Origin of the sequence: Granulicatella sp. WM01 (assembly GCF_004570605.1) — a bacterium.
In the GTDB taxonomy this organism is placed as follows: domain Bacteria; phylum Bacillota; class Bacilli; order Lactobacillales; family Aerococcaceae; genus WM01.
In genome coordinates this window covers 1-3,263 of sequence record NZ_SPPB01000100.1, presented here as the reverse complement: position 1 = coordinate 3,263, position 3,263 = coordinate 1, and the positions used below count along the sequence as shown (strand labels likewise).

Genomic DNA, 3,263 nt, shown 5'->3' with positions numbered 1-3,263 from the left:
GTTTAAATATTTTACATATTTACGAACTCGAGTATTTTTAGTGCAAGAAAAATTATTTAAACCATCTTAATATGGGCTGAAAAGTCTATCAAATCAGTATGCTTATTGTCAAGGCACGCTCACGCTATAAACCTTGACAACTGCATACCGATTCGAAAAGAAACAATTAGCCCTATTAAGAAAAAACAACTTAATATTTGCTGGAATTTTTACTTACCAACATAATTTGACGAAGAGCCTCTTTTTTATTATCACAAAGAGATTATGACTTTATTCGCATAACCTCTTATCATAGCATCAATTATTTCATTACTAACATTATCAAAATTCGCTTATATACAAACCCTAAAAACATTACAATTACTTAAATTGGCTGCCTGCATTACTTACGTTCTTTTTTTCTAAATAAAATTAAACCAATACCTGCCATTAAGATACCTAAGCCTACAGCTAAAAATGATTGTGCTTCTCCCGTATATGGCAATACATTTTTCTTATCTTCAACGGGTTTAGTTTCTATAACTTCATCTTTTGTACCAACTTCAACGATTTCAGTTACAGGCACTTTTGTAATACGTGTCCCAATCACTTGTTTTGTTTCTCCAGTAACAGCTACTTTAATTTCTTTTTCTCCATTAACACCTTGAACAATAACACGGCGTACACCTTTTGCTAATGTAGAATTTTTTAATTCTTTCGTTTCAAAAGGAATAATTTCCGTTGTTATTTCAATACTTGGTGTTACGCCTAAAGTATTTTCTTTTGTACCGACTTCGATAATTTCGTTTACAGGTTCTTTAATCACTTTTGAACTAACCAATTTGCGTTGTTCTTTACCGTCTACAGTGTCAATAGCTAATGTTATTTCCCTTTCTCCATTGACACCTTGAACAACAACACGACGCACACCTTTTGCTAACTCCGCATTTTGTTTTTCTTCTGTTCCAAAAGGAATACTTTCTTTTATCGTTTCAGTTTTACTTTCTTTTGGACTTTCTGGAGTTTTTTCTTTCGTTCCTACTTCAATAACCTCGTTTACAGGTTCTTTAACTACCTTAGTACCAATAATAGTACGTTTTTCTTCCCCTTTCACTCGTTTAATAGAAACTCTAACCTCTTGTTCTCCATTAACACCTTGAACAACAACACGTCTTTCTCCTTTGTCTAGTTCAGCATTTTGTCTTTCTTCTGTTTTAAAAGGAATAACTTCTGTTACTGTTTTGATTTCAGCTTTTATAAAATACAATTTATAGTGATTATTTTCTTTTTCGGTTGTAGGTAATTCTCTTCCTTTCGCTACTTCCGCTTTGATAACTTCATCTAAATATTTTTCAAGTTCTTCTTGAGTCATTCGTTTTGTTTCAGAAGAAATTTCAACATCATTTTCATATACAGTAACTGTATACTCTTCACGTGGAATTGGAACTAAAGCCTCACGAGCAGTTTTAACAAGCTCTACATATTGATCAACATCCGTTTGTTTCGAACGACTTAAATTCCAATTAATAGCTTTAACAATGTCCTGATATGCTTTCACGCTTTCAGAAGTATATTCCTCAAGATTTCCTGGAGCTTTTGCTAATTCTTCACTTACTAATGTATAATCCGCTCTAAAATAGTCTGGATTTCTATCTGCAAAACTTCTCATTAAACGGAACACATTTTCTGGTTTATATGTTGCAGATGGAGAATCTGCCCAAACAGCTACCATACTTCCTAAAATTGGAATATCTTCACCTTGTGATTTTGGTACATTTATAATCGGTGTGCTATCAATACCATCTAATCCTTGTTTCAAATTATACCAACCACTACCTGTTCTATCTCTTCCTAAAACATAATACCATGCATCATTAGTATTGATAATAAAGTGTCCTTTATCTGAAATGAACTTAGATGATGCAACATTATAACCATTCCAGCCACCTGTCCACATTGACACAATAATATCTTTATCAAAAGTACCATGACTTTCATCACTGTTATAATAAATACCATCGTTAAAAGCCATAGGAGACATTCCATTTTGTTTTACAATAGCAGCCAAGTCATTTGCATAATCAATAAATTTTGAATATCCCGATTTTCCTTGGCTTTTATCTTCTTGTAAAACTTTAAATCCATTACTTCTTTTTATCGCATCATTCGCATACTCATCTAATCCAATAGTAAATGTATCGACTTGTCCTGAAAAATATGCAGCATATTTTTTGATTAATTCTTTAGTAAAATTAATAGCTTTAGTATTATTTAAGTCAATTGTTGTTACTGATTTTCTTCCTTGATAAGAAAAACGTGGGTTCTCAATACCTAATGATTCCATAGCATTTAAAATAGCATCCATGTGCCCAGGAGTATTTATGGCTGGAATAATCTGAATTCCTTTTTCAGTAGCATATAACAAAATCTCATCCATGTCACTTTGTGTTAAATGGTTTCCATTTGGATCATTATAATAACGATTTGTTCCATTTTCAATCGCTTCTTTTACTGCATCACTTGAATACGTTACACCATCAGCAGTAATGGCCATATCATCTAGTATAAATCTTAATCCATCATTTCCAAGCAATAAATGAACATCTGTATAACCATTCTTACTAGCTTCATTGATAATTGCTTTAATTTGTTCTACCGAAAAATATTTTCTCCCTGCATCAATAGAAATAATTTTCTGTAATTCTAGTTTATATTCTTCTTCAGAAACCATTGACTCATCATTTCGATTTTCAATAGATACAGGAGATGTTGACTCAGCTCTTACAATATAATTTCCTGTACTTACCCCTGCTAATATTAACGCTATTCCTAGAGAACATTTTTTCATAGAAAAGCCACTTTTCTTATTATAATACATATCGTATTCTCCTTTATTTAAACTTCGATGTCTAAAACGCTTACTATCATTTTAAAATTATAGTAATGATAACGATAATAAATACACCCAATTTTTTTCATACCTTTTTCTGAATAGCAAACAAAATAAACACCTGTTGTCATTATACTACTAAATGAAAACTATTACAATAATAAATTGAAACGCTTTATACATAAATTTAATTCCCGTGTTGTAAAATGAAGTGCAACAAATAAAAATAAACAAAAAAACATGAAAATCAGCTATACTAAAGTTGCCAAACCAAATAGATAGGAAGATTTTCATGTCTGAAGTACATTATACCACAAAACGACACTATAAACACTTAAGTGATAAAGAAAGAAGTCAAATTGAAATATTATTAAACGAGGGCTATACTATTTCA

General features: G+C 31.2%; 1 protein-coding gene. It reads right to left on the bottom strand.

What is annotated here, in order from left to right; genetic code table 11:
• Nucleotides 1-382: 382 nt before the first annotated feature.
• Nucleotides 383-2,857, bottom strand: coding sequence for a G5 domain-containing protein (locus E4T68_RS08595; RefSeq protein ID WP_135125995.1), 2,475 nt, complete (start codon nucleotides 2,855-2,857; stop codon nucleotides 383-385).
• Between the last annotated feature and the right edge of the window lie 406 nt (nucleotides 2,858-3,263).

What these genes read in the sequence shown, in the direction of transcription:
- E4T68_RS08595 (WP_135125995.1), bottom strand. Translation starts at nt 2,857, where the DNA reads ATGTATTATAATAAGAAAAGTGGCTTTTCTATGAAAAAATGTTCTCTA.